Origin of the sequence: Salinisphaera hydrothermalis C41B8, from assembly GCF_000732535.1 — a bacterium.
GTDB classification, from domain to species: Bacteria; Pseudomonadota; Gammaproteobacteria; order Nevskiales; family Salinisphaeraceae; genus Salinisphaera; species Salinisphaera hydrothermalis.
Genome location: NZ_APNK01000003.1, coordinates 235,023 through 243,376, shown reverse-complemented (window position 1 = coordinate 243,376; position 8,354 = coordinate 235,023). Strand labels below are relative to the sequence as shown.

Annotated in this window: 7 protein-coding genes; 5 read left to right on the top strand and 2 right to left on the bottom strand. The window is 63.1% G+C overall.

Going from position 1 to position 8,354, the window contains the following annotated elements:
* Positions 1-374: 374 nt before the first annotated feature.
* The gene (locus C41B8_RS20800) at positions 375-548 is read right to left on the bottom strand and encodes a hypothetical protein (RefSeq protein WP_232225987.1); all 174 of its coding nucleotides are present in this window, start codon (positions 546-548) and stop codon (positions 375-377) included.
* A gap of 186 nt (positions 549-734) precedes the next feature.
* Positions 735-2,123 (bottom strand): hypothetical protein, encoded by a 1,389-nt coding sequence (locus C41B8_RS04210; RefSeq protein ID WP_037334427.1) that lies wholly within the window; start codon positions 2,121-2,123, stop codon positions 735-737.
* Positions 2,124-2,586: 463 nt separating this feature from the next.
* Between C41B8_RS04210 and C41B8_RS04205 the strand changes: the two genes are divergently transcribed.
* The 5 genes from C41B8_RS04205 to C41B8_RS04185 all read left to right on the top strand — a co-directional run bounded on the left by C41B8_RS04205 (position 2,587) and on the right by C41B8_RS04185 (position 8,020).
* A complete protein-coding gene (locus C41B8_RS04205; protein ID WP_037334424.1) occupies positions 2,587-3,588 on the top strand; it encodes a ligase-associated DNA damage response exonuclease in 1,002 nt (333 codons plus the stop codon).
* Positions 3,589-3,712: 124 nt separating this feature from the next.
* Entirely contained in the window at positions 3,713-4,171 is a 459-nt protein-coding gene (gene msrA / locus C41B8_RS04200) for a peptide-methionine (S)-S-oxide reductase MsrA (protein WP_037334421.1), read from the top strand.
* Positions 4,172-4,231: 60 nt separating this feature from the next.
* A complete protein-coding gene (locus C41B8_RS04195) occupies positions 4,232-5,743 on the top strand; it encodes a patatin-like phospholipase family protein (protein ID WP_051883025.1) in 1,512 nt (503 codons plus the stop codon).
* Positions 5,740-6,789, top strand: coding sequence for a hypothetical protein (locus C41B8_RS04190; protein WP_051883022.1), 1,050 nt, complete (start codon positions 5,740-5,742; stop codon positions 6,787-6,789). The genes C41B8_RS04195 and C41B8_RS04190 overlap by 4 nt, the downstream gene beginning before the upstream one ends.
* A gap of 241 nt (positions 6,790-7,030) precedes the next feature.
* Positions 7,031-8,020 (top strand): DUF302 domain-containing protein, encoded by a 990-nt coding sequence (locus tag C41B8_RS04185; RefSeq protein WP_037334418.1) that lies wholly within the window; start codon positions 7,031-7,033, stop codon positions 8,018-8,020.
* Positions 8,021-8,354 lie beyond the last annotated feature (334 nt).

Here is an 8,354-nt window from a genome sequence, read left to right as displayed (position 1 = left end):
GATTTCAGCACCCATCAGCTTCAAGGCTTGCGGCTCGGATGAACAATCTACTGAGAGGTCACAACTAGGGCGTGTTGAGGTTTCGTGCGAGTCCGCGCCAAACGCTGTTTTGCGGCAAGACGAGGCGTAGCGAACGTGGCGTAGTCGTTCTACGCGAGAGAGCGGCAACGCTGTATTGCCGCAAAACAGCGCTTGTCCCTTCGGGTTGGGCCGCAAATCCCGCCCGACGGCGTTGCGAGTCTGGGTCGTGGGTCGCCACGACGCGGCGACTCGCGCCTTGCCGGACACGATTTGCGGACGCCAACGCGGCGCTCGCACGAAACCTCAACACGCCCTAGCTCGATGGTGGCGCAAAGGGTTCTATAGCTTTGTTTTCAGACGCTTCGTTCGGCGGCGTCGCTAGTTAGCGCCTCGAATCTGTTACGACGCCAAAGCACAACCGCCATCTGTGCAATCGGCGTCATCTGCGGATCCTTTCCTTCGTCGAACGAAGCCCGAAAAGCATGACGGCGCCCCGCGGCGTCCATGTCGAAATATTGGTCCGCCATTAGCGTTATTCGCGTTCATTGGCGGACTGGATTCTTGGCCCGCCAGTTTCGGCGTAGCGAAAAACGTGCGATCCGCTCAGCGGTGTCTTTCGGCGCGTATATCGCGCGCATAAAAAAGCGGGCGCCGTAGCGCCCGCTTCAAGTCCGGCGAACCGCCCGGCAAGCCGGGCGGTTGCGGGATCGTACTTACTTCTTGATGAGATCGCCGTCGAAGTAGAACGCAGCGGTCAGGTTGAAGCGGCCGTGCCAGTTGCCATCGTTGCCGGGGCCGGTGAAGGCCATGGCGCCGTTCTTGGCTTCGACCCACTCGGCCCAGACGTCCACCGGACCGGCGAACATGGCGATGCCGGTGGTGTTTTGCTGGACGTCGCCGATACGGTTGCCGACATTGTCGTAGTTGCCGTAGCCGGAGTGCAGATAGCCGTAATCGTTGTAGATTTCGAAGCTGCTGATCGGGCCCATGTTGCTGACCGGGAAGGTCCGGCCAATGCTGGCCGAGTATAGCTGGCCCTTGGCCGGCATCAGATAGCGGTAGCCGTAGTCCTCCATCGGCACCGCTTCCGTGTTACCACCGGCGATGTCATTCGGGATGTTGTACTTGTAGTCGACGAACTGACCTTGCAGCACCCAGTTGCCGAGATCGGCTTCGGCCGCGAGCGTGCCAGCCCAGCGCGTGCCGTAACTGGTATCGCCGCTCGCATTGGTGTACTCGAGCTGGCCGCCACGACCGGCAACCGACAGGTTCAGCGTGTTGTCGCCGTTCAGCTTGATCGTGCGACCAAGACGGGCGTTACCACCGTTCACCAAGCGCGCACCACTAACAGTCGATGTTGTGGTGACAATTTTTGGCGTGGAACCAGAAGTATCGATGCTCTGTGTTGTCGTGGTTTCGTTGCTCTGGTCCGGGTTGGCGCCGTAGGTGCTCTGCTGGCCGAGGCCCTGGTTCTTGAAGGCATCCAGGTCGAAGCGCCAGCCGTTGTTCTCGTACTTATAGCCCACGCCGGCTGCCTGGTTGTCGGCGAAGCCTGCATAGAAGTTCAGGTTGCCCCAGAACGATTGATAGCCGTAGGGCAGGTTGCCAAACGGCACCTGGAACATGCCGCCCTTGATCTGGCTGGTGTCGTTGGGGCCGAAGTCATACGCGGCCCAGGCGTTATGCAGGTACTGGCCGCTCTTGAAGTTCACCTTGGACCAGCGATAGTCGGCCGCATAGGTGAGCTTGCCGTACTGGCCGGCCACGTTCAGATCGAAGTAGTCGAGGATCAGATCCCCGGCGCCGGCGTTGTTACCGCCGTAGTTCTTCTTCTGGTATTCCGTGACCACGCCACCGCCGATGGTGAGCTTCTTGGTCGGGCCCGAGGACTGCGCCGGCTGCGCGGTCGTGGTGGTTGCAGCGGCCTGCTGATTCTGCTGCTCGGCCTTCATTTCCTGCACCTGCTTCTGCAGCTGCTGGATCTGATCCTGCATCTGCTGCAGGGTTTGGCTGTCGCTGCTCTGGGCAGCGGCCTGTACCGACCACAGCGCGGTGCAACCGCACACGGCCAGAGCCAGAGTCTTGGCTGGATGTTGACGCATGGTTCTCCCTACTCCCTTGAAAAAAGCGTTATGCCGAAGAAGGCGCCTAGATTCGCGAATCATGTGGCGATATCGACCGGAGGCGGCCATGGCGACGAACGTCTACTGCGACACGCGAACGATCGGTGTCAGAATTCAGCCCGAGCGGGCCGATCCGGCAAGCCGATCGATAGTCGCCATTGACGCACGGGTCTGGCGAAGCGAACCGATCGCAACGGATTTCGACGTTTTCTGGAAATGCCCCCGTAGACTTTACTCGCGAACTCCCTTTATTCGCACGACTAAGGTAGCACTAATGCGCGCCGGTTTTAAATCCCCCGGTGTTAAAAAAACTTTCATATCTTGTTATCAGCGCGTCCGGGCGGGCGAGGACGCGAGCGTTCGCGCGCCGGAGATTTGACCGCGCGGGCCTTGATTCGCTTATGTTCCAAGGCCTGGCCCAGCCCTGTTGCCCGGAGTTCGCGTGTTGATCGAGCCTACCGATCGCGGTCTGTATTGCCGCGCGGGCGATTTTTATATCGATCCGTGGCGACCGGTCGAGCGCGCGCTGATTACGCACGCGCACGCCGATCATGCCCGCGCCGGACACGGCCGCTACTGGACCGCCGCGGCAGGCGAGGCGCTTTTGCGTCATCGGTTGGGCCGCGATATCGACTGTCAGGGCGTCGACTACGGCGAGACGTTGCGCTTTGGCGATACGCGCGTGTCGTTTCATCCGGCCGGCCATGTGCTCGGTTCGTCGCAGATCCGGGTCGAGGCCGCGGGCGAGGTCTGGGTGGCATCGGGCGACTACAAGCGCGATCACGATCCGACCTGTGCGGATTTCGAGATCGTGCCCTGCAATGCGTTCATCACCGAAGCCACGTTCGCGCTGCCCGTGTATCGCTGGGCGCCCAGCGCCGAGGTTGCGCGCGATGTGGCGGCCTGGTGGCGCGATAATGCCGCCGCTGGCCGGGCCAGCGTGTTGTTCTGCTATGCCCTGGGCAAGGCCCAACGCCTGCTGGCCGAGCTGAGCGAGTGCGCGGATTTGCCCGAGGACAACGCTTATCTGCACGGTGCCCTCGTGCCGCTCACGCAGATCTACCGCGAGGCCGGGATCGAGATGCTGGCCACGACGCCGGTGACCGAGCAGCCGCGTGATCACGATTTCTCGCGTTCGCTCACGCTGGCGCCGCCGTCGGCCGCCGGGTCGCGCTGGATGCGGCGTTTCGGCGAGCACCGCACGGGATTTGCGTCCGGCTGGATGCGGATTCGCGGCAATCGACGGCGTCGCGGCTATGATCGCGGCTTCGTATTGTCGGATCATGCCGACTGGCCGGGGTTGATCGACACTATCGAAGCGACCGGTGCCCAACGCGTACTGGCGACGCACGGACGGGCCGATGTTCTGGTGGCCTATCTGCGCGAGCGCGGCATCGCGGCCGAGCCGCTGGTCACGGATTACGAGGACGGGCCGGACGTTTAGCGGCCATTGCCGTTTCGTGCGAGGGTGCGGGTTGGCTTGCGGCCGAAATAGGCGCGATCCGGCGTTCATCGTTCGGCGTAAGCTATGATGAAACCATGAGTTCGCCATCAATCAAGAGGGCGATATGGCGGTCGCAACATTCGCGATGGGCTGTTTCTGGAAGCCGGAAATGATCTTCCGCCGCCTCGGCGGCGTCGAGGATACGGCGGTGGGCTATGCCGGCGGCCATGTGCCGAATCCGACCTATGCCCAGGTTTGTGCCGGCGATACCGGCCATGCCGAGGTGGTCCAGATCCGGTTCGATCCTGAGCGCATCGCTTATACCGATCTGCTGGATGTGTTCTGGCAGCATCATGACCCGACGACCCGCGATCGTCAGGGCTGGGATATCGGCCGGCAGTATCGATCGGCGATCTTCACCCACGACGACACCCAGCTCGCTGAAGCCCGGGCGAGCCTCGACGCGCGTCAGGCCGAGCTTAACAAGCCGGTCGTGACCGATATCGAGCCGCTCGAGGCGTTCTATCGGGCCGAGGATTATCATCAGCGCTATCTCGAAAAGACCGGTACGGTGTGCTTCTAGCCCTGCGTTGTCGCCGCGGGCAGGCCGCCGCAGTCGCGGCGTCGGCGGGGGTTGATTGATATGGCGACGCGTCGTGCCGATGCGCCCCGGCGCCGCCGGTCGGTGAGCGCGCGCCGCGCGCTGTTTCTGCCCGATCACGCCGAGGATCGGGCACGCCTGGCGCTGCATCGGATGGAGCGCTCGCTGGTGCGTGCTCGTCTTGAGCGGCCGGACGCCCTGCCCGAAGCGGACTACCAGAATCTGCGCTATGCCATCGGTCTGGCGCGGCTCGGGCCATTTCGACCGTTCAACCAGCCCCGTGCGCCGGATGCGGATGTCGATGTGGCCACGGTGCTGTCGCTGCGTGACTGGCTGCTCAACCATCTGCACGATCCGCTGCGCTTGCCCTCCCCACCGGAAGAGAAACTCGCGCTGGCGCGCGAGGCAGCCGGGGTCGCGCGGGCGCGCGCGGCGGGCGTCCGGGCTGCGCTGCTGGAGACGCACAGCGACGATTTCGATGCCGCCGCGCTCGATCGCGAGGCCGGCCAGCGCGCGCTGGTGGTCGTGGCCGGTGGCGGTGGCGGCGCGGGGTACGTCTATGCCGGCGCCTTTGCCTGTCTGGACGAGGCCGGATTGGTGCCGGACTACATTGTCGGCAACTCCATGGGATCGGTGTTGGGGCTGATGCGGGCCCAGCATCGCTATGCCGATCTGGCAGAGCACATCGATTTCGCGGCCGGTTTGAAGAAAAACGAGATCTATTCGGCGGCGCGTCGCCGGCGCAGCGAATTCTGTCTCGGCGGCTTGTTCCATCTGCATCTGAATGCCTTGCACCAGCGATTTTCGACGGGCGATCTGCGGCGGCCGTTGCGTATGGACGAGCTCGACATCCCGCTGGATGTCGTGGTGGCCGGGCTGAAGCGGCATTCCTACGAGCGGCTCGCGCCCGATCTGCAGGCCGGCGAAGCTTCGGCGGCCCGGCTGCTGCCGCTGCCGGTGCGCGTGGCCTCGCGCCTGACCCGTATTCTGCAGTTCTTTCGCAGCGATATGGTCGTGCCGATCGTGCTGGGCCGGGATACGACCACGCGTTCTCTGCACGCGGTGGATGCGGTCGGTTTCTCGGCGGCGGTGCCGTCCATCCTGCAATACGAGCCGGGTGCGCGGGCGGGCTCGACGCGCGAGATTTTTGCGCATCTGATGGCGCATCATGAACTGGCGGCTCTGGTCGATGGCGGCGTGGCCGACAACGTGCCGACACGCGCCGCGTGGCGCGGCGTCGCGGCCGGGCGGGCCGGCGGGACGCGCAACGGTTATTACCTGGCGTTCGACTGTTTTCTGCCGCACCTCGATCCGAAGAACGTCTGGCTTTGGCCGATCACCCAGACGGTACAGCGCCAAATGCGGGTCAACCGGGTCTACGCCGATACGATGGTGCGGTTCCAGCGTACGCTGTCGCCGACGAATCTGGTGCCCGGCCGGGCGGGGCTCGAACTCGCCGTGGAATGGGGGAGACAGACCATGCAGGAGAAGCTGCCCGAAGTGAAGGCGATGCTGGCGCCTGCAATGCTCAGCGATGTGGTGGGCACGCCATGAGCCTCAGCGAGCACGTCGGCCGCGCGGAAACGCCGGATCCGTTCGCGGTGATATCCGGCGATCGCACGCTCGGCGAACGTCTGCTGCTGGTCTGGGATCTGGGCATTATCGTGCTGGTGACGATCAATCTGGCATTGATCATCTTCGACACGCTGTTCGCGATCGGTCCGGTCGGCCATGCCTTCGGCTCGGTCTGGCCGAGCGCCCATGACTGGTATGCCGGCACCGTGCACCAGAATTTCACCACCATCGATCTGGCCTTCGTCAGCGTCTTCGTGCTCGACGTGCTGGCCGGCTGGGCGCTGGCGATCGCCCAGCGCCGCTATTATCGCTGGTATTTCTATCCGTTCGTGCGCTGGTACGACGTGCTCGGTTGTATTCCGGTGGCGGGCTTTCGTTTTCTGCGCGTGCTGCGTGTGATGTCCATCACCATGCGGCTGCAGCGCCTCGGCGTGATCGATATCCGCGGCTGGTGGCTGTATCGGCAGCTGATGGTCTACTACGACATCGTGGTCGAGGAGATTTCGGATCGCGTCGTGCTCAAGGTGCTGACCGGCGTGCAGGACGAGATGAAATCCGGTGGCAAGCAGCTCTCGCGCCAGATCGTGCGCGACGTGATCGCGCCGCGCCGCCGCCAGCTGACGACCGCCGCCAGCACCCAGCTCGAGTATTCGCTGGTCGCGGCCTATCGCTCCAATCGCGACCAGATTCAGGCTTATGTCACCCAAATCGTCGGCCGCGCCGCCGATGCCAACCCGGCGCTGAAAAACCTCGAACGTGTGCCGATGCTCGGCGGCTTTGTATCGGAAGCGATCGACGACGCGATCCGCGATACGGTCAATCAGGTGCTCGACGAAGCCGTGGAAGGATTGTCGTCGGACGAGTTCGATGCGCTGGTCGGCAATATCGTCGAATCGGCCATCGAGCGGCTGCTGGCCCAGGACATGGGCTCGGCTTCGTCGGAGATTCGCGATGCGACCATCGAGGTGCTCGAATTGGTCAAGGAACAGGTGGCCGTACAGCGCTGGCGCGAGCATTTCGAATAGCCTCATGACGCCGGTGTTGAGATCGGCCGAGCTCGTCGATCGATTTCCACGTTGCGCTGAGTTGCGCACGGGTAGGCGCCGCACTTGATTCGGCGCGTCTTCGCCGGCGGGCCGTGGCGCATGGGCTCGGGAATAGGCGCGCCATCAATTCTCGATTTTTTTGTGCCGGGTCAATAACCGGTCAGGCCGGTTGCAATAGACTCGAGCCTTGAGTGCCATCGTTCACGAGGCGACGATACCCATGAACACGCGCCGCGCACGCTGGCCGCTGACGGGGCTTCTATTGTTATCCGTGGCTCTTGCGGGCTGCGATATCGACTGGATCGAAGTCTTCGGCGGTCATCACAACCACAACGACAATACGAGCAAGGTCAGCAAGACCAATGTGCCGGGGCTCGATGTCGCTCAATCCGACTATCGCTTTACGCAGGCCTACGACAATCTGGCCCAGGCGGTGGATGGCAACAACAATTACTACAAGACGCTCAAGGTCGACCTGCAGGCCGAGGCCAGTGCGGCCGGACGCGATATCCGGCCGACGCGCGTCATCCTGTTCGACGACCCGGCTCGTATCACGCCGATCATCGCCGCCGACCGCCGCGCGGGGCTCGACCTGCCGCCCGCCATGCTCGTCTACCAGACGCGCAACGACGCCTCGGCGCAAAACGTGGGGGTGGCCTATAACAGCAGCGATTACCTCGCAGCCCGTTACAACGTTTCCGACGCCCAGGACGCGCTCGACGGGCTCGCCTCCGATCTCGACAGCCTGGTGCGCGACGCTTCGGGCAATTCGGCATCGCGTATCGGTGCTGTCGGCAGCATCAGTCGGGGCGAAGGCATCGTCGATCGCACCAGCAATCACGACTTCAACACCACGCTCGACCGGTTGGTGGGCGCCATCAACGACAACAGCGATCTGGAACTGCTCCAGCAGTGGGACCATCGCGCGGCTGCCCACAGCATCGGCAGCATGCTCGATGCCAACGACGATCCGTCCACATTGGTGATCGTCAATGCCGGCGCCGATCAGGCCCGGATGATCGCCGGCGGCCAGACCGTGGCCGTCGACCTGCCGGTTCGGATTCTCGTCAGCGAAGACACGAATGGCACCGTACATGTGGACTACGACAAACCAAGCTATCTCGCGGATCGGCATCACGTCGATGCCAGCAACGCCGTGGATGATCTCGACAGCACCGTTCGTAGTCTGGTGAACAAGGCGATCAACTGAGTTCGGACACGGCTGACGCATTGTCATTTGACGTGTTCAATCCGCCAATGAACGCCAACGGCGCAAGTGGCGGACTGGCACTCGGTGGTTTCGGGGCCCGGATGACTGCTCTTTTTATTATCTAAGCCATTATTTATCCGCAAAATTTATCCGCAGATCAACGCAGATTCATACCGATGCGGTTGTCGTACTGTCGCGGCGTGGCCGGCTTGAGGCGCCAACCGGCCACGGAGTCGGCCGGCACCCGGCACTCGAAGACTCTCTTCGGGAGCGAAGCCGGAAAGCGTCACATGGAGGTCGGCTTAGGCTGCAGGCCGTAAGCCGACATGTCTGA

Bases quoted from the DNA above. Each gene is read 5' to 3' on its own strand.
- msrA (WP_037334421.1), top strand. From the start codon at position 3,713: ATGGCGGTCGCAACATTCGCGATGGGCTGTTTCTGGAAGCCGGAAATG.
- C41B8_RS20800 (WP_232225987.1), bottom strand. From the start codon at position 548: ATGGCGGACCAATATTTCGACATGGACGCCGCGGGGCGCCGTCATGCT.
- C41B8_RS04195 (WP_051883025.1), top strand. From the start codon at position 4,232: ATGGCGACGCGTCGTGCCGATGCGCCCCGGCGCCGCCGGTCGGTGAGC.
- C41B8_RS04185 (WP_037334418.1), top strand. From the start codon at position 7,031: ATGAACACGCGCCGCGCACGCTGGCCGCTGACGGGGCTTCTATTGTTA.
- C41B8_RS04190 (WP_051883022.1), top strand. From the start codon at position 5,740: ATGAGCCTCAGCGAGCACGTCGGCCGCGCGGAAACGCCGGATCCGTTC.
- C41B8_RS04210 (WP_037334427.1), bottom strand. From the start codon at position 2,123: ATGCGTCAACATCCAGCCAAGACTCTGGCTCTGGCCGTGTGCGGTTGC.